The sequence below is a fragment of the Streptosporangium sp. NBC_01810 genome (genome assembly GCF_035917355.1).
Lineage (GTDB): Bacteria > Actinomycetota > Actinomycetes > Streptosporangiales > Streptosporangiaceae > Streptosporangium.
The window spans coordinates 6,297,591-6,314,621 of sequence record NZ_CP109070.1 but is presented as its reverse complement, the minus strand read 5'-3'; the positions used below and the strand labels follow the sequence as shown (position 1 = coordinate 6,314,621).

The window sequence follows — 17,031 nt, the reverse complement described above, 5'->3', positions numbered from 1 at the left end:
ACCGGATGCGCGTGCTGCTGACCGGGCACCAGGGCTACCTGGGGAGTGTGATGGCCCCGGTGCTCGTCGCCGCGGGCCACGAGGTGACCGGGCTCGACTCCGGGCTCTTCGCCGGATGCGTGCTGGGTCCCGCGCCCGGCGACCCGCCAGGACACGCGGTCGACCTGCGGGACGTCACCCCCGAGATCCTGGCGGGGATGGACGCGGTGGTGCACCTCGCCGCGCTGTCCAACGACCCGCTGGGCGCGCTGGCACCCGAGCTGACCTACGACATCAACCACCGCGCCGCGGTGCGCCTGGCCAGGCTGGCCCGCGACGCGGGCGTGCGCCGGTTCCTGTACGCCTCCACCTGCTCGGTCTACGGCGCCTCAGGGGATGACCTGGTCGACGAGGACGCGCCGCTGCGCCCGGTGACCCCCTACGCCGACTCCAAGGTCAGGGTCGAAAGCGACCTGTTCGAGCTGGCCGACGGGGACTTCAGCCCGGTGTTCCTGCGCAACGCCACCGCCTTCGGGTTCTCGCCCAGGTTGCGCGCGGACATCGTGCTGAACAACCTCGCCGGGCACGCGCTGCTGTCCGGGGAGGTCAGGGTGCTGTCCGACGGCACCCCGTGGCGTCCGCTGGTGCACGCCGCCGACATCGCGAACGCCTTCGCCATGGTGCTGGCCGCCCCGAGCGACGCCGTCCATGCCAGGGCGTTCAACGTCGGCGCGGAGGAGAACAACCTGACGGTGGCGGAGATCGCCGCCGAGGTCGCCGAGGCGGTGCCGGAGGCCCGGGTCGTGATCACCGGGGAGACCGGGGCCGACCCGCGCTCCTACCGGGTCGACTTCTCCCGCATCCGCGACGCGCTCCCCGGCTACCGGGCGCTGTGGACGATCAAGGCGGGCGCGCTCCAGCTGGTCGAGGCGTACCGGCGGTTCGGCCTGACGGAGGACGGCTTCCGGCGCCGCTTCACCAGATTGGCGTGGCTGTCGGCCCGGCGCGAGGCCGGAACCGTCGACGGCGCGCTGCGCCCGCGCGAAGCGGCGGGGGCGGGGGCGGTGGAAGATGACCGATGACGGCGAGGGGCGCGAGATGCACGCCCTGGTGGAGCGGCTCTACCCGCTCTGCAGGAGCATCACCGGCGACGGTGTGCGCCGCACCCTGGAGATCGTCGCGGAGTCCCTCTGCCTGCAGGTCCGCGAGGTGCCGACGGGGACCCGGGTCCTCGACTGGACGGTGCCCAGGGAGTGGAACATCCGCGACGCCTACGTCAAGGACGCCTCCGGTGCCAGGGTCGTCGACTTCGCCGCGTCGAACCTGCACGTGGTCGGCTACAGCGTCCCGGTGTCGGCCACCATGACCCTGGACGAGCTCCGGCCCCACCTGCACACGTTGCCCGGGCAGCCGGGGCTGATCCCCTACCGGACCGGCTACTACGCGGAGACGTGGGGCTTCTGCCTGGCCCACGACACCCTTGCGGGCCTGCCCGACGGGCCGTACGAGGTCATGATCGACTCTACGCTCGCCAACGGCCACCTGACCTACGGCGAGCACGTGGTGTCCGGCCGGGTCCCCGAGGAGGTGCTCGTCTCCTGCCACGTGTGCCATCCCTCGCTGGCCAACGACAACCTGGCGGGCATCGCCGTGGCGGTCGGGCTCGCACGACGGCTGGCCGAGGCCGACCCGTGGTACACCTACCGCTTCCTGTTCGCTCCCGGCACCATCGGCGCGATCACCTGGCTGGCGCGCAACCGGGAACGCGCGGGGCGGATCAGGCACGGCCTGGTGCTGGCCTGCGCGGGGGATCGCGGCCCGCTGACCTACAAGCGCAGCAGGCGGGGCGACGCCGAAATCGACCGCGCCGTACGGCATGTCCTGAGGACCTCGGGGCGTGACCACGCGGTCGTGGACTTCTCCCCTTACGGCTACGACGAGCGGCAGTTCTGCTCGCCCGGCTTCGACCTGCCCGTCGGCTCGCTCACCAGGACCCCCTACGCGGGCTACCCGGAATATCACACCTCCGCCGACAATCCGGACTTCGTCTCCCCGGAGGCGATGGCCGACACCCTGGAGACCTGCTGGGAGGCCACCCGGGTGCTTGACGGCAACCGCGCCTATCTCAACCTCAGCCCCCACGGGGAGCCGCAGCTGGGCCGGCGGGGCCTGTACGGGGCACTGGGCGGGCGCAGCGACACGCAGGAGGCCCAGATGGCGATGTTGTGGGTGCTGAACCTCTCCGACGGAGAGCACAGCCTCCTGGACGTCGCCGAACGATCCGATCTGCCCTTCGCCGCGGTGGCGGACGCGGCACGGGCACTGTGCGGCGCGGGACTGCTCAAGGAGTGCGGGAAATGACACGGCAACAGTCCGGCACGGGCACCGGAACGCTCAACCTCCGGGTCGGCGAGACGGTGGAGGTGCTCAGCGAGGTCGAGATCATGGCCACCCTGGACGCGAGAGGGGAGCTGGACGCGCTGCCCTTCATGCCGGAGATGCTGGCCTTCTGCGGGCGGCGGCTCACCGTGCACAAGGTGGCGCACAAGCTCTGCGACACGATCAGCAGCAGCGGCATGCGGCGGATGGAGCGGGCGGTCCACCTGACCGGGGCCCGCTGCGACGGGCAGGCACACGGCGGCTGCCAGACGGCCTGCCAGTTCTACTGGAAGGAGTCCTGGCTCAAGCGGGTGGATCCGGCCTCCCCGGTCACCCCGGTCACCGAGCACGACCTCGCCGCGGGCCGGCCCCTGCTGCCGATCCTGCAGGCCGCGACCAGGAAGGAACCGGGACCGGGCGGGGAGGAGCGCTTCTCCTGCCAGGCGACCGAACTGCTGCGCGCCGCGCCCACCTGTCTGCCGTTCAAGGACGTCGGGCAGTACGTCGCCGACGTGCGGACGGGGAACGTGGGCGTGCCCTGGATGCTGCGCTCGTTCCTCGTCGGGCTGTTCAACCGCTTCCAGCAGGCCAGCAGGCGGTTCCTGCCCAGCCGACTGTGGATCAGGGGCGGGCTGCGCTGGGGGTTCGTCAAGGGCGAGGCCGGTCCCACCACCCCGACGCGGACCCTGGACCTGCGTCCAGGAGAGCTCGTCCGGGTCAGGTCCAAGGAGGAGATCCTCCAGACGCTCAACGACGACCTGCTCAACCGCGGCATGGGGTTCGAGGAGGAGATGTCGCGCTACTGCGGGCACGTCGCGCGGGTGAGCGCCCGCGTCGAGCGGTGCCTGGATGAGAAGACCGGCCGGATGCTGCAGATGAAGAACCCCTGCATCGTCCTGGACGGCGTCATCTGCGCGGGCGCGTACAACGTCAGCTGCCCGCGCGAGTTCGTGCCGTTCTGGCGGGAGATCTGGCTCGAACGCGTCGAGGAGCCCAGCTGAGCCGATCACCCCACAAGACAGGCGGAAGGCACGGATGAACCAGCGACAGGGCGAGGACGCCGGTGATCGCGACGGTCGCGGTGATCGCGGTGATCGCGGCGGTCGCGGCGCGGCAGGCGAGACCGGCGTGGCAGGCGTGGCAGGCGCGGTCGGTACCGTCGGCACCGCCGACGGTACCGACGGCACGGCCGTCGAGCAGGTCGGGACGATCGGCAGGAAAGCCGGTCGCGGGCTGCGCTGGAGCCTCCTGGGCAACCTCGGCACCAAGGCGACGACCTTCGTCATGGGACTGGTGCTCGCCCGGCTGCTCGTACCGGAGGACTTCGGCCTCTACGCCATCGCGCTCGCCGCGACCACCTTCGTCATGCACGTCAACGACGTCGGCATCATCGCCGCCACCGTGCAGTGGCGGGGCAGGGTCGAGGACATGGCGCCGACGGCGACGGTCATGGCCCTGGCGTTCAGCACCGGGATATACGGGATCTTCTGGGTGGTGGCCCCGTACTTCGCGGAGCTGGCGGGTAGCGCGGAGGCGACCCCGGTGGTCCGGCTGCTCACCGCGATCATCCTCATCGACGGTGTCACCGCGGTGCGGGCGGGCACGTTGATGCGCGGGTTCGGGCACGACAGGCTGATCAAGGCCAACATCGCGGGCTCGCTGGTCAACGCCGCGGTGGCCGTCACGCTCGCCGCGAACGGAGCCGGGGCCTACAGCTTCGCCTGCGGGCAGGTCACGGCCAATGCGGTCACCGGCGCGCTGGTGCTCGCCTGGGCGGGGCTGCCGTTCCGTCTGGGCTTCGACCGGGAGGTCGCGGCCAGGCTCCTGAGGTTCGGCGCGCCGCTGGCCCTGGGCCTCGGCATCGAGGCGGTGCTGATGAACGCCGACTACGTCATCGTCGGCGCCGTGCTCGGCCCCGCAGCGCTCGGCTTCTACCTGCTGGCCTTCAATGTCTCCAGTTGGGTGCCCAGCGTGATCGGGACCGCCCTGCGCTACGTCACGGTACCCAGCTTCTCCAGGCTGGCCGAGCAGCGGCCCGAGTCGCTCTCGCTGGGAGTGCAACGCTCGGTACCGCTGCTGGTCGCGTTCGTGCTCCCGGTCGCCGTCGTGACGGCCACGCTGGCACCGGAGATCGTGGCGTTCCTCTACGGCGAGAAGTGGGCGCCGGCCGCCGGGGTCCTGGCGCTGCTCGCGGTCCTGCTGGTCGTGCGGATGCTCACCTCCCTCGCCTTCGACGTCCTCACCTCGGCGGGCGCGACCAGGGCCACCGTGTGGATGAACCTCGGCTGGGCCGTGGCGCTGGTGCCCGCGCTGTGGGCGGGCACGCACTGGTACGGCATCCGCGGCGCGGCGATCGGTCACGCGCTGGCCGGCCTCCTGGTCGCCCTGCCGCTGGCGGCACTGATGCTGAGCCGCGCGGGGGTGCGCCTGGCACCGGTGCTTCCGGCCCTGGTCCGCCCGCTGCTGGGCGCCGCGGGCGCGGCGGCGGTCATCGTGGCGCTCGCCGGGGTGATGGACGGCTCCCCGTTCGTCCGGCTCTGCGTGGCCGGCGGCGGAGGACTGCTCGCCTACGTTCTGCTCGCCGTACCTGCGGCACGGCTCAGACAGCTCGGTGCGCGGGCGGTTCCCGCCCGCTGAACCACCGACAAGAGCCTTCAAACCACCGACAAAAGCCTTCGACCGCCGGCCAGAGCCCGCTGAACCACCGACAAAAGCCTTCAAACCACCGAGGAGAGGAAGAGACCGGATGCCGAACTCCGACACGCTGGTGTCCATCGTGCTTCCCGTGCGCGACGGCGCCGGGCGGATCGAGGGTGCCGTCCGCTCGGTCCTCGGCCAGGACCACGAGCGCCTCCAGCTGGTGATCTCCGACAACGCGTCCACGGACGGCACCGAGGAGATCTGCCGAGACCTGGCCGCGACCGACAGCCGGATCGTCTACCGCAGGCATCCGGAGAACGTGGGCCTGTTCGACAACTTCGTCCGTACCGTCGAGCTGGTCGAAGGCGAGTTCTTCCGCTGGGTCGGCGACGACGACCGGCTGGAGCCCGCGTGCCTCTCCCGCTCCCTGCGGGCTTTCGCCGAGGACGACCGGCTCGTCCTGGTCACCACGCAGGTCGCCTACACCGGACCCGACAAGATGGTCGCGACAGCCCCCCTGGAGAGGACGGGGCTGGCCTCGGACGACCCGGTCGAGCGGTTCACCGAGATGCTGCGGCTGCTCAACGAGAGCCACCTGCTCATCGACCCGCTCTACGGCCTGTTGCGGCGCGAGCCGCTGGCGCGGATTCCCCGGCGGAACATGCTCCGCGAGGACGAGGTGTTCGCCGCGAAGCTGGCGCTGGCCGGACCGTGGGGGCACGTCCCAGATGTCCTCGCCCACCGCAACTGGAAGCACGACACCCTGTCGGCGATCGCCCGCCGCCTCGACGTGCCGCCCTGGCGGGCCCGCTGCTCCACCCTCCTGCAGTGCGGGGAACTGCTCCGCTGGCTGCGGGAGGCCGGCCTCACCGACGAGCAGCACCGTCGCGCCCGCGCGGCGGTCCTCGGCATGTACGTGCGCCGCCAGCGGCTCACCGCGGCCCGCCGGGGGCGCAGGCTCGCCCTGATCGCCTCGGGACTCGTCCCCGGCGGGCGGTGAGAGAGCTCCCCCGGCCGTCCGTTTCAGAGATCCGCAGAAAGGAGAACCACCGTGACCACCGTCTTCTCCAACAGCGTGGTGGACGACGACACGCGCAGGGAACTGCTCTACCAGGGGCAGGTCTTCGTCTACTCGGCGACGCCCGCCTCCGCCCTGCTGGCGGCCTTCGCCAGGGAGATGACCGCCGAGGCGTTCGGCGAGCGCGACCCGGAGACCGCCCAGTTCGACATGCCTGTCGAGGAGTTCGCCGACCTGCTGGCCCGGCTCAAGCCACGGTTCATCCACCACCCCCGGTGCAAGGAACTGCTGCCCGCGGTTCTGCAGGAGCTGGGCTGCGACCTGGACCGGACCTACTTCGACGTGCCCCGGCTGCGCACCTCCACCTCCCACGACTACCTCACCTCCGGGATCTCCTACGCCTTCCACCCCCATCGGGACTGCTGGTACTCCGCCCCCTTCAACCAGCTCAACTGGTGGATCCCCGTCTACGAGGTGGTCCCGGAGAACGTGATGGCCTTCCACCCCCAGTACTTCGGCAGCCCGGTGCGCAACGGCAGCGCGCGCTACGACTACGCCGAGTGGAACAGGACCAGCCGGCTCACCGCCGCCCGGCACGTGCGCGGCGACAGCAGGGAGCAGCCCAGGCCGGAGGAGAGCGTCGTGCTCGATCCGCAGGTGCGGGTGGTGCCCGAGCCAGGGGGCGTCATGGTGTTCTCCGGCGCCCAGTTGCACTCCACGGTGCCCAACACCTCGGGCAGGACCCGCTTCAGCATCGACTTCCGCACCGTGCACATCGACGACGTGCGCGGCCGCCGCGGCGCGCGCAACGTGGACGCGGCGTGCACCGGTACCACCCTGCGCGACTTCGTGCGCTGTGCCGACCTCGACCCGATGCCGGAGGAACTGGCGCTGGAGTACGAGGCGGAGGCGCTGGCCAGGGTCGGGTGAGCGGCGGACCCCCGGCCACCGCCACACCGCAGTGGTGACAAGAAGCCGGCCACCACCACACCGCAGTAGTGACAAGGAGTTCGTGTGCCGCGACCAATACGCATCGTGTCCCGGGCGTCCGGCGCGCTCGGGGGAGCGGGGAAGACGTAGTGGAGTTCTGGAGGACCATCCTCGACCTCGCCAGAAGGAAGCGGGTCGGGTTTCCACTGGTCGGCCTGGCGCTTCTCGGCGCCGTGGCCGTCTTCTTCCTGGTGCCCCCGCGCTACCTGGCGAGCACCTCCATGGTGCTGACCACGCCCCCCGCGGGAGGGACGACGGACCCGGCCAAGCCGCTGGGGCGGAGCAACCCGCTGCTGCAGTTCAGCGACGGCCTCCGGACCACGGCGGGCATCCTCATCCTGTCCATGAACACCGAGGCGGTCGCGGCGGAGCTGGGCGTCGTGAAGGACGGCCCCGTCGAGCTGACGATCAACGACGGGCGTACCAACCCCAGCATGCTGGGCATCCTCATGAACGGCCCGTTCGTGTACGTGGAGGTGAGGAGCGACTCCGCCGACCTCTCCCGCACCGTCATGGCCAGGACCCAGCTCCGCCTGCGGACCGAGCTGATCCGCAGGCAGGAGATGCTCGGCGCCCCTCTCTCCACCTTCATCGGGCTCGTCGAGGTGGTGCCGCCCGCCTATCCCGTGGTGGACCGGAGCGGCACGTGGCAGGCCATGGGCGGGGCCGCGTTCCTCGTCGTCGCCCTCGGCCTCGGTGCCGTGTACGTCGTGGAGCGCCGCAGGGTGTTCCGGTTGAGGTCCGGCGGCGGTCGGTCGGGGGAGCCGTCCCCGGCCACGGGGGAGATCACGGCCACGGGGGAGCCGTCCCCGGCCACGGGGGAGATCACGGCCGACGGGGACGGCGAGGCGGACCACGATGACCGCGCAGGAAAGCCCGAGAGCGGCGAGGGGTGCGAGGGGCGGGAGGAGCAGACGGTGTGAGAGGTGGGCGAGGCAAGCGATAGAGGACCTGGTCACCGGCCGGGGAACCGTGCGGTTCCGCGACCCGGCGGCCTCCATGCAGCCAGGAAGCGGCCGGGAAGGGGAAGGCGTGGACTTCTGGGGGACAGTGCTCATCGTGTTGAGGCGCTGGTATGTCGCCCTGCCGGCGTTCCTGCTCTCCATCGGTGCCGCGGCGGGCGTCTACTCGTCGATTCCGACGCTCTACGTCTCGAACGCGGTGCTGGTGCTCACCATCCCGCCCACCGGCGGAAGCCTGCCGAGCGACCCGGGCCGCCCCAACGGGCTGACCAACCCCCTGCTGAACTTCGACTGGGGCCTGAGCATGTCCGCCTCGATCCTCATCCAGGTGATCAGCGCGCCCGAGACCGTGGAGTCGCTCGGCGTGCGGCCCGATGGCGACACCACCTTCACGGTCACCAACGGCAGCACCAATCCGGAGTCGCTGGACGGCGGGCCTTTCGTGTACATCGAGGGCACGAGCAGGTCACCGGCCGAGGCCCTGGACATCGTGATGCGGGTCAGGGACCGCGCGAGGATCGAGCTGGCCGGTCGCCAGAGGCAGCTGAACGCGCCCCCGGTGACCTACATCACGATGAACGAGATGGTGCCGCCGACGGAGCCGCAGCCCCAGCGCACGGGGAAGACGCGCGGAGCCGCCGCGGCCCTGCTTCTCGGGGTGCTCGCCGGCCTCGCCGCGGTGTTCTCCCTGGAGAGCTTCCTCGACGCCCGGAGGCGGAGGGGCAGGGGGAGCGCGGCGCCGCCGTCCGGGCTGCCCGCCGAGCCATCCCTGCTGCGGCGTTGAGAGCCCCCATGGTCCCCGCCTCCCTCGATCGCCCCGGTCTCCGCAGCGCCGACGGGGCCACCCTGGCCGCCGCGTTCGCCGTGGTCCTGATGCTGGTTCCCGCGCGGCTGGTCTTCCGCGGCGTGCCCTTCTCGCTCACACCGGCCGACGCGGTCGGTCTCTTCGCCGCGTTGTGGTGGTTCTGCGCGCACCTCACCACCACGCTGGGCGCCGCAAAGGGCGCCAACCCGGTGCGTACCGCGCTGTTCGCGTACGCGGTCGCGATGCTGGCCACCTACGGGTACGCCGGCGCCGGGTACCTGCCGCCCGACGAGCTCAACATGGCCGACCACGGCATCGTCCTCGTCGTGGCGACGGTGGGCATCGGGCTCGGGGCGTGCGACGGCATCCGGGGCCGGGAGCGGCTCGACTTCGTCCTGAAGTGTCTCGTGGTCTGTGGCGCGGCCGTCGGGGTGATCGCGGCGCTCCAGTTCGTGCTCGAATTCGACCTGACCAAATATCTGGCCTTTCCCGGCTTCCGGTTCACCTCGGACCTGCCGGCGATCCTCGAACGGAACACCCTGCGCCGGGTCGCGGGCACCACGGGGCACCCCATCGAACTAGGTGTCGTCTGCGCGATGATCATTCCTGTCGCGTTGCACTACGCGTTCGGTGCCCGCGATCGGGGCGAGCCCTCCCTTCGGTGGTGGGCCTGCTCCGCGCTGATCGGCGCCGGGCTGATGTTCTCCGTGTCGCGGTCGGCGGTCCTCGGAGTCGCCGTCGTCGGCGCGGTGCTCCTCGCGGGCTGGCCCGCGCGCAGGCGGCTGTGGGCGGCACTGGGCGGCGCTGGATTCCTGGCGGTGATGAAGGTGGCCGTACCCGGCCTGCTCAGCGTGTTCCTCGGGCTGTTCACCAGCCTGTCCAGTGATTCGAGCATCCAGTACAGGACCCACGACTACGCGGTGGCGGCCACCGAGATCGGGAACCACCCCTGGCTCGGCAGGGGGCTGGGCACCTGGTACGCGCCGAAGCACCTGATCTTCGACAACCAGTACATCCTGTCGCTGGTGGAGACCGGGGTCGTCGGCCTGGTCACCTTTTCCGGGATCTTCCTGACCGGCCTCTGGGCGGCGCTGCGCGCCCGCCGCCTCAGCTCCGACCCCGCCGTGCGGGACCTCGGGCTTGCCCTGGCCGCGTGCCTGGTCGTCCCCCTGGTCGGGGCGGCCACGTTCGACCTGCGCTCGTTCGCGACCGTGACCGGCCTGTCGTTCCTGATCATCGGAGCCGCGGGCTCGCTGCTGCGCGGCACCCGGCTGCCTGAGAAAGCCGTCGAGAGGCCCCGTGTCGAGAGGCCCAGTGTCGGGAGGCCCAGTGTCGAGAGGCCCAGTGTCGAGAAGCCCCGTCGAGAAGCCACGTGAGGAGGTCAACCGACCAGCCGAGCGCGCAGGTCCGCCCAGGAACCCGCGGCCAGATCGCGTTCGCTGATCGCGGTGACCGACATCGGCCACCGGATGTCGAGATCGGGATCGTCGTAGCGGACCGTGAGGTCCTCGGCGGGGTCGTACTCCCGGTCGATCCGGTAGCAGACGTCCGCCTGATTGGTCAGTGCCTGATAGCCGTGTAACAAGCCAGGAGGAACGTAGAGGTGAACGAACATCTCATCGTCGAGCACCATCGACATCTGGCGGCCGAAGGTCGCCGAGCCCGGCCGGGCGTCGACGAGCACGTCGTACACGGCGCCTCGGGCGCACCTGACGAGCTTGGCCTCCCCCTGTCCGCCCCGGCCGTGCAGTGCCCTGATCGTCCCTCGCCGGGACCGCGACTGGCTGTCCTGGACGAACGCGGCGGGCCGCAGTCCGTGGGCGGCGGCGAGCGCGGTGTCGAAGGTGCGGGTGAACAGCCCGCGGCCGTCCCTGCGCTGGGTCGGAATGAACAACAGGACACCATCTATCTCGCCTCGTTCGACTCTCATGTGCCCATCTTTCCGACTTTGGAACCTTTCGGCCATCGAGAAAGGGAAAACAATTTGCAACCTTCCGGACACAGAGAAGGAGAAAACAGTGCCGGGAACATCCCGCTCGCGGATGGGCCGCCCGGTTCTGCGGCATGCCCGGTGACCTCGGGGGAGACCGGGCGCCAGAACGGTTCGGCCGAGCCTCCGGACGGTGCCGGACCGGGCGGGTCCTCCGGCGGGAATGGCGCCGGGGCGGGATTCGCGCATGTCCCGATCGGCGCGGTCGAGGTCATGGCGGTCGACGAGGCGGAGCTGCTCGACCACGTGGCGGCGGAATGGCGGCGGGGACGTGGCGGCGCGATCGTCACCGCGAACGTCGACATCGTCCGCGCCGCCACGCGCGATCCCGCTCTGGCCGACCTGGTCACCCGCTCCGAGATCGTGGTTGCCGACGGCATGCCGGTGGTCTGGGCCGCAAGGCTCGCCGGCCTGGCCCTTCCCTGCCGGATCACCGGGGCCTCGCTCGTGCACTCCCTGGCCGGGCGCGCCGCGCGCGAGAACCGCTCGGTCTACCTGCTCGGAGGGGAGCCCGGCATACCGGAGGCCGCGGCCCGGGTCCTCGCCGGACGCTCTCCGGGACTGCGCGTGGCGGGCACCTGCTCGCCCCCCTTCGGATTCGAGAGCACGCCGGAGGGGGTACGTGAGGTGGTCACCGAGGTGGTCGCCGCCGCACCGGACCTCGTCCTCGCCGGACTGGGCTTCCCCAAGCAGGAAAGGATCATCGCCGCCCTCCGCACCGAGCTGCCCGGCGCCTGGTACCTCGGCTGCGGAGCCGGGATCCCGATGGCGGCCGGGCGGTTTCGCCGCGCCCCGGAACCGGTCCAGCGGATGGGGGCCGAATGGCTGTACCGGCTCGCCCTGGAACCGCGCCGTCTGGCCCGCCGCTACCTGCGGGACGACGCGCCGTTCGCGGTCACCCTCCTCGCCGGCGCCCTGCGCACCCGCCTGACATCGAGACACCGCACATGACCGGCGATCTCCCGTCTCCCGGCGAGACCAGCCCTCCGGCACGATCCTCCCTCACCAGAAACGGCTCCGACATGGCTGTTCCGGCCCGGCCCCCGCTCGCCGTAGTGATCGTCACGTACTCGAGCGGCCAGGTCGTCGAGGGGTGCCTGCGCTCGCTCGGGGCGGCGCTGGCCGGTGCCGGTCCGGCACGGGTCGTGGTGGTGGACAACGCCTCGGCGGACGACACCGTCGAGCGGGTGCGCGGGGCCGCGCCGGAGGCCGCGGTGATCCAGACCGGGCGCAACGCCGGCTTCGCGGCCGGGGTGAACGCGGGCATCGCCGCCGCGGACGGCTGTGACGTGCTGGTGCTGAATCCGGACATCCGGCTCGCGCCAGGCTCGGTGCCCCTGCTCAGGCAGGCGCTCGCCGTACCGGGAACCGGGATCGCAGCCCCCCGCCTCACCGCCGAGACGGGCGAGCTCCACCTCTCCCTGCGCAGGCGTCCCACCGTGCTGAGGGCGCTGGGCGAGGCGCTGCTCGGCGGCCGGCGGGCCGGGCGGATCCACCCGCTCGGCGAGCTGGTCGTGAAGCCGGCCGCCTACGGCAGGCCGCACACCGTCGACTGGGTGACCGGCGCGGCCTGGATGGTCTCCCGGGCCTGTCTGGACGCCCTGGGCCCCCTCGACGAGCGCTACTTCCTCTACTCGGAGGAGACCGAGTACATGCTCAGGGCCGGGGAGGCGGGGTTCGCGGTCCGATACGAGCCCCGGGCCGAGGCCGTGCATCTCGGTGGCGAGCAGTCCACCTCAAGCCGGCTGTGGGCGCTGTCGGCGGCCAACCGGGTCCGGATGCACCGCGAGCGGTACGGCCGCCCGCGCGGGCAGCTGATGCGGCTGGCCGTCGGGCTCAACGAGCTGGTCCGCGCGGTCGCCAGGGGCGGCGCGGGCGGCATGCGGCACCGGGCCGCCCTGCGCCAGCTGATCGCGATGCGCGAGTGGCCGCCCAGGCCCGGCGAGGAGGCGGCCCTCACGACCCGTGAGGCGACCCCCCCGGCTGGGGAGGTGACCCTTCCGACCTGTGAGACGACATCCCTGGCCCGGGAGGAGGCTCCTGTCCGGCAGGCGGACTCCCCCGGCTACGTGTGCTTCTCGGCGCAGGACTGGTGGTACCACAACCGGGCGCACTCGGACTTCCAGCTCATGCGCTCGATCGCCGCCCACAGGAAGGTCCTCGTGGTCAACAGCATCGGGATGCGGATGCCGACGCCGGGCAGGTCCACGCAGGTGCTGCGGCGCGTCGGGCGCAAGCTGCGCAGCGTCGCGATGCTCGTCAGGAGGCCGCTACCGGAGCTGCCCGGCTTCTACGTGATGTCCCCGCTGCCGCTGCCCTTCTACGGGTCGCCGCTGGTCAGGCGGGTGAACGCGCTGCTGGTCCGGGCACAGGTGCTGGCCGTCTCGCGGGCACTGGGGCTGCACCGGCCCGTGATCATGGTGACCATCCCCACGGCGTGGGACGTGGTGCGCCCGATGCGCAGGCAGGCGCTGGTGTTCAACCGCTCCGACCGGCACTCGTCGTTCCCCGAGTCCGACCGGCCGACCATCGAGGCGCTGGAACGCGGGCTGCTGGAGCGTTCCGACCACGTGGTCTACGTCAGCACCGCGCTGATGGACGAGGAGCGCCGGATGACCGGGGACCGCGCGTACTTCCTCGACCACGGTGTGGACACCGACCATTTCCGGCGGCGCCCGGAGAGCGAACAGCCCGCCGACCTTCGCGCGATTCCCGGGCCGAGGGTGGGTTTCTTCGGCGCGCTGGACGACTATCTGGTGGACTTCGACCTTCTCGAACGGATAGCCGTGGAACTGCCCGACGCGTCGCTGGTTCTGATCGGCGACGCGACGGTCCCCATGGAACGGCTCACCCGCCATCCGAATGTGCACTGGCTCGGATTCAGGCCGTACGAAAGGATTCCCGCCTACGGATCGGGGTTCGATGTCGCGATCATGCCGTGGCTGGACAATCCATGGATCAAGCATTCGAACCCGATCAAACTCAAGGAATATCTCGCGCTGGGCCTGCCGGTGGTCAGCACCGATTTCCGGGAACTCGTGAACTATGCCGATCGAGTGAGAGTCGCCGCAGGCGGTGACCTTTTCCTGGACGCTGTCCGTGCGACATTGCGTGAGGGGGGTCTGCGGCCGGCCGGCGACCTGCGGGGGTCCGTGCTCGGCGCGTCCTGGTCGTCGCGTGCGGCACAACTGATGGCGCTCGCCGAGCCGTCTACCGGGTCCGGGTTGAGGGGGACGAGGCCGTGGGGGCTGGAAGGCGCGGACGGGTGAGGGGGCGTCGGCCCAGGCGGCCGCTGCCGATGCTGGTCGGGGTGGGGGCCGCCTCGGTGACGATGGCGATGCTCGGGTTCTGCTCGGTCGACGCGCCCGCCGACCAGGCCAGGCGCCCGCTCGCGGATACGTCGCCCGGTGCCCCGCCACGGGGCGACGTGCCGGAGGTGAGAGCGCCGGAGGGCTCTACCCGGACCACCGGCCACGCGTGGTCGGCCCAGGGCCCTCCGGCGACGGCCGCGCGGGTGCCGTGGGAGGGCGGTCCCGCCTACTACGGGCGGTTTGCCGCACCCACTGCGGCGGGCTGGACGAATCCGTCGTTCTTCCCGGTCGGCGTCTGGTTCGAGTCCGTGATCAGCCAGGCCGATGTGAACAGGGACAGGGCCGCGGGGATCAACACGTACGTGGAGCTGACCGAGACCAGCGACATGGCACTGGTGCGGAAGAACGGCATGTCGGCGCTGACGAACGTCCCCCTGCCCGGCTACGGCAGCGAGACGGTGGGCTGGCTGCTCGACGACGAGGTCGACATGTGGGCGAAGGCGGGGGACGCGCGGTGGACCGGTAACCACCCCGGCGAGGGCACCCTGTGCGTCCCGGAAGAGCAGGGATGCGGTTTCACTGTTCTACGCACCCAGAAGGACCGGTTCCCGAAGGGCGACGGAAGGCTCCACTACGCCAACTACGGCAAGGGCGTGATGATGTGGGAGAAGGACGCGGACGCCGCCGCGTTCGTCAACCGCTTCACCGACGCCGTCTCGGCCGACGTCTACTGGTACACCAGCGCGAGCGCCTGCCTGGACGGGCAGAACTTCCTGGCACTGCCGGTCGCCAGGTGCCGCAGGGCCGCCAACTACGGCGCCGTCATCGACCGTCAGCGCGAACTGGACGCGTTGGACGGCCGCCGCCAGCCGATCTACGGTTTCGTCGAGGTCGGCTGGCCGGCCGAGAACGACACCCGAGCGATCCAGCCGGACCAGGTGACGGGCGCGGTGATGAGCTCGCTGATCCACGAGGCCCGGGGCATCATCTACTTCAACCACAACTTCGGCGGCCCCTGCCACTCCCAGCACGTGCTGCGCGAGGGGTGCGGGAAGGCGGTCAGGCCCGCGGTGGCCGAGATCAACCGGCGGATCGGGAAGCTGGCCCCAGTGCTGAACACCCAGTCGTACGCGCACCGCTTCGGCCCCGGCCTCGACACCATGCTGAAATACCACCGGGGCTCGTACTACGTCTTCGCGATGCCCGGCGGGAAGGCTGCGCCGGGCAGGCGCACGTTCACGCTGCCGCGCGGGGTGCGGGCCGCGCGCGCCGAGGTCCTCTTCGAGAACCGGACGGTCCGCGTCGACGGCAAGGGCAGGTTCGCCGACTTCTTCGCCGCCGAGTACTCCCACCACATCTACCGGATCACGCCTTAGTGTCCTGCGCCTGAAACCCGTCCTGACAGGGGAGGTGCCAGCGGGCCCAGACGGTTTTGCCGGGGCGGTCGGGGAGGGGAATGACGCCGTGGTCGTGGGTGAGGGCTCTGACGATCGCCAGGCCGCGGCCGTGGATGGCCTCGGCGTCGAGGGCGAGGTGCCGGGGCCATCTGGGACCCCGGTCGGTGATCTGGATCTGGAACTCGTCCGCGTTCGCCCACAGGGAGAGCCTGACCACGGGCTCGCCGTGGATGATCGCGTTGGCGAGCAGCTCGCCGACCACCAGGACGGCGTCGTCGACGAGGTGGCGCAGCGCCCAGGCGGCGAGGGTCTCGCGCACCATGGCGCGGGTCTTGCCGACGATCGGCAGATCATGTGGTAAGTCCCAGCAGACGGTGCGCGGGGCGTCTGGAGTCTGCGAGTCGTCCAGGGGGCGTGGAGCGTCCAGGGTCGGTGAGGTGTCCGGGGTCTCGGGCATGGGCTCTCCTTGGGGCGGCGGTGTGGTGTGTTCGGCCTCGCGCATCAGGCCGCGTAGTTCGTCGGCGGTGCGGGCCCGCACGATCAGGGGTTCGGGGGCGGGCCAGGCGGCGACGGCGTGGAAGTGCCGGGTGCCGGGGCCGTACCAGACGGTCCAGGCGGGCTCGATCTGGTCGAGTTGTTCGGCGGCGGCGTGTTCGGCCGGGTCCCAGGGGTGGGAGTCGACCTGCGCGGTGGCCGTTCCTTGCCGGTGCCGCCCGCTCTGCCGGGGCTGGGGGTCGCGTCCGTTCATGCCGTCGCTCCCTGCCGGTACGGGGTGTGCCTGCCGGAGGGGGGACGGGTGCCCGGTGGCCTTCCACGCCGGTACGGCACGGCGGCCGTGGTCACGGCCTGCTCCGGTCGTCGGTGTCGGCCGGGGGATGGCGTGGGGGGTTGTCCGGAGGGGAACATCAGAACCTGCTCGGCGGAGAGCGTCGGAGGGTGTGCGGGGGAGGTTGCTGGAACCCGCTTGGAAGGGGATATCGGGGGGTGTTCGGGGAAAGGTGCCGGGGCCTGCCTGGGGAAAGTGGTGGGGGGTGCCGGGGTGAGGGTCGGGTGGATGGGGTGGGCCGCCGGGTGGCTGGAGAGGTTGAGGCGGCGGCGGGCGGTCATTCGGGCGTGGACCTGGGCGGGTGTGGGCTGCTCCCAGTGGTGGTGTGCGCGGTGCGGGAGGCTGGTGGCCTCGTGCGCGTACGGGGGGTGACCACACCAGCGGCAGCCGAGGGGCATCGGCGGCTGGTCTGCGTGCCAACGTACCCGGATCGGCCTGGGGTTTCCTCTAGGGTTGTGCATCAGGTCGGATCTCCTGAGTCCGGTCGAGGGGCTTGTCATGGCGTGCCGTGCCGTGGCAGGCCCCGCTTTATCTGTGTGTTAAGGGCGATATAGCCCTGTATTTCCGTCTTGCGCGAAGTGGCTTCCGTCCACCCGGTGGGGCTTACTCAGTGGTGACAAGTGTGTGTCCGAAAGAGGCGTGAGCCGCGATCGATGGTGCGTTTTTCACTGAATCGGCAGACATTTCCACTCCTTTTATCCGGACATATGCTGCGATTTTTTCGACGGTCGTAG

At 71.1% G+C, this 17,031-nt stretch carries 14 protein-coding genes; 12 read left to right on the top strand and 2 right to left on the bottom strand.

Annotation, left to right across the window (positions count from 1 at the left end; all coding sequences use genetic code 11):
- The first annotated feature begins 5 nt into the window (after positions 1 to 5).
- From OIE13_RS28135 to OIE13_RS28095, 9 genes are all read left to right on the top strand, one after another.
- Entirely contained in the window at positions 6 to 1,061 is a 1,056-nt protein-coding gene (locus OIE13_RS28135) for an NAD-dependent epimerase/dehydratase family protein (protein ID WP_326828941.1), read from the top strand.
- Positions 1,051 to 2,340, top strand: coding sequence for a DUF4910 domain-containing protein (locus tag OIE13_RS28130; protein ID WP_326828939.1), 1,290 nt, complete (start codon positions 1,051 to 1,053; stop codon positions 2,338 to 2,340). The genes OIE13_RS28135 and OIE13_RS28130 overlap by 11 nt, the downstream gene beginning before the upstream one ends.
- On the top strand, positions 2,337 to 3,359 hold the full coding sequence (locus OIE13_RS28125; RefSeq protein WP_326634953.1) for a hypothetical protein: 1,023 nt from the start codon (positions 2,337 to 2,339) through the stop codon (positions 3,357 to 3,359). Before OIE13_RS28130 ends, OIE13_RS28125 begins: the two co-directional genes overlap by 4 nt.
- A 34-nt stretch (positions 3,360 to 3,393) precedes the next feature.
- Positions 3,394 to 4,995, top strand: coding sequence for an oligosaccharide flippase family protein (locus tag OIE13_RS28120; protein WP_326634955.1), 1,602 nt, complete (start codon positions 3,394 to 3,396; stop codon positions 4,993 to 4,995).
- 109 nt (positions 4,996 to 5,104) lie between these two features.
- Entirely contained in the window at positions 5,105 to 5,998 is an 894-nt protein-coding gene (locus tag OIE13_RS28115; protein WP_326634957.1) for a glycosyltransferase family 2 protein, read from the top strand.
- Between the two features lie 51 nt (positions 5,999 to 6,049).
- On the top strand, positions 6,050 to 6,946 hold the full coding sequence (locus tag OIE13_RS28110) for a hypothetical protein (protein WP_326634959.1): 897 nt from the start codon (positions 6,050 to 6,052) through the stop codon (positions 6,944 to 6,946).
- 149 nt (positions 6,947 to 7,095) lie between these two features.
- Positions 7,096 to 7,929, top strand: a complete 834-nt coding sequence (locus OIE13_RS28105) for a hypothetical protein (RefSeq protein WP_326828938.1) — start codon at positions 7,096 to 7,098, stop codon at positions 7,927 to 7,929.
- Between the two features lie 109 nt (positions 7,930 to 8,038).
- A complete protein-coding gene (locus tag OIE13_RS28100) occupies positions 8,039 to 8,752 on the top strand; it encodes a hypothetical protein (RefSeq protein WP_326634963.1) in 714 nt (237 codons plus the stop codon).
- 8 nt (positions 8,753 to 8,760) lie between these two features.
- On the top strand, positions 8,761 to 10,149 hold the full coding sequence (locus OIE13_RS28095; RefSeq protein WP_326828937.1) for an O-antigen ligase family protein: 1,389 nt from the start codon (positions 8,761 to 8,763) through the stop codon (positions 10,147 to 10,149).
- Between the two features lie 5 nt (positions 10,150 to 10,154).
- Here OIE13_RS28095 and OIE13_RS28090 read toward each other — a convergent pair whose 3' ends face one another.
- The gene (locus OIE13_RS28090) at positions 10,155 to 10,703 is read right to left on the bottom strand and encodes a dTDP-4-dehydrorhamnose 3,5-epimerase family protein (protein ID WP_326634967.1); all 549 of its coding nucleotides are present in this window, start codon (positions 10,701 to 10,703) and stop codon (positions 10,155 to 10,157) included.
- A gap of 141 nt (positions 10,704 to 10,844) precedes the next feature.
- Between OIE13_RS28090 and OIE13_RS28085 the strand changes: the two genes are divergently transcribed.
- From OIE13_RS28085 to OIE13_RS28075, 3 genes are read left to right on the top strand one after another with little or no spacing between them, the layout of a single operon-like run.
- Positions 10,845 to 11,714, top strand: coding sequence for a WecB/TagA/CpsF family glycosyltransferase (locus OIE13_RS28085; protein WP_326634969.1), 870 nt, complete (start codon positions 10,845 to 10,847; stop codon positions 11,712 to 11,714).
- Positions 11,711 to 14,032: a glycosyltransferase gene (locus tag OIE13_RS28080; RefSeq protein ID WP_326634970.1), complete on the top strand. Its 2,322-nt coding sequence runs from the start codon at positions 11,711 to 11,713 to the stop codon at positions 14,030 to 14,032. Before OIE13_RS28085 ends, OIE13_RS28080 begins: the two co-directional genes overlap by 4 nt.
- On the top strand, positions 14,029 to 15,450 hold the full coding sequence (locus OIE13_RS28075) for a hypothetical protein (RefSeq protein WP_326634972.1): 1,422 nt from the start codon (positions 14,029 to 14,031) through the stop codon (positions 15,448 to 15,450). The genes OIE13_RS28080 and OIE13_RS28075 overlap by 4 nt, the downstream gene beginning before the upstream one ends.
- Here the strand turns inward: OIE13_RS28075 and OIE13_RS28070 are convergent.
- On the bottom strand, positions 15,440 to 16,219 hold the full coding sequence (locus tag OIE13_RS28070; RefSeq protein WP_326828936.1) for an ATP-binding protein: 780 nt from the start codon (positions 16,217 to 16,219) through the stop codon (positions 15,440 to 15,442). The genes OIE13_RS28075 and OIE13_RS28070 overlap by 11 nt on opposite strands.
- Between the last annotated feature and the right edge of the window lie 812 nt (positions 16,220 to 17,031).

Excerpts from the sequence above, each read along its gene's own strand:
- OIE13_RS28095 (WP_326828937.1), top strand. The coding sequence starts at position 8,761 with ATGGTCCCCGCCTCCCTCGATCGCCCCGGTCTCCGCAGCGCCGACGGG.
- OIE13_RS28070 (WP_326828936.1), bottom strand. The coding sequence starts at position 16,219 with ATGAACGGACGCGACCCCCAGCCCCGGCAGAGCGGGCGGCACCGGCAA.
- OIE13_RS28120 (WP_326634955.1), top strand. The coding sequence starts at position 3,394 with ATGAACCAGCGACAGGGCGAGGACGCCGGTGATCGCGACGGTCGCGGT.
- OIE13_RS28135 (WP_326828941.1), top strand. The coding sequence starts at position 6 with ATGCGCGTGCTGCTGACCGGGCACCAGGGCTACCTGGGGAGTGTGATG.
- OIE13_RS28080 (WP_326634970.1), top strand. The coding sequence starts at position 11,711 with ATGACCGGCGATCTCCCGTCTCCCGGCGAGACCAGCCCTCCGGCACGA.
- OIE13_RS28125 (WP_326634953.1), top strand. The coding sequence starts at position 2,337 with ATGACACGGCAACAGTCCGGCACGGGCACCGGAACGCTCAACCTCCGG.
- OIE13_RS28130 (WP_326828939.1), top strand. The coding sequence starts at position 1,051 with ATGACCGATGACGGCGAGGGGCGCGAGATGCACGCCCTGGTGGAGCGG.
- OIE13_RS28090 (WP_326634967.1), bottom strand. The coding sequence starts at position 10,703 with ATGAGAGTCGAACGAGGCGAGATAGATGGTGTCCTGTTGTTCATTCCG.
- OIE13_RS28115 (WP_326634957.1), top strand. The coding sequence starts at position 5,105 with ATGCCGAACTCCGACACGCTGGTGTCCATCGTGCTTCCCGTGCGCGAC.